Source organism: Halalkalicoccus sp. NIPERK01 (assembly GCF_030287405.1).
In the GTDB taxonomy this organism is placed as follows: domain Archaea; phylum Halobacteriota; class Halobacteria; order Halobacteriales; family Halalkalicoccaceae; genus Halalkalicoccus.
Window position 1 is genome coordinate 1 of the sequence record NZ_JASVVV010000037.1, and the last position, 261, is coordinate 261.

The 261-nt window shown below is 73.9% G+C and carries 1 protein-coding gene; it reads right to left on the minus strand.

What is annotated here, in order from left to right:
* Window positions 1-248: DNA-binding protein WhiA (whiA, locus tag QRT08_RS18470; protein WP_286047463.1), on the minus strand; the 248-nt coding region annotated here is incomplete at its 3' end.
* Window positions 249-261: the final 13 nt, after the last annotated feature.

A 261-nucleotide genomic window follows, 5' to 3' on the forward strand; every position in this document is an offset into this window, starting at 1 on the left:
GAGCCGGGGCAGGTGACCTCCATCGCCGAGGAGCGGCCCGGCTCCGTCAACGACCCATGCGCGAGGAACGCCCCGCGCAAGGCTGCGACCTGGTCGCAGGCGCCTCCGGAGACCACGGCGGGCGGGAGCCCGCGCACCGGGCGACCACGCTGGTCGAGCAGCCCGGTCTGACGCGCGAGGGCCTCGCCGTCCTTGACCACCCGGACGATGTAGCGGCTGCCCTTGCGGATGCCGTTGCCCTGGACCATGACCACGTCGGAG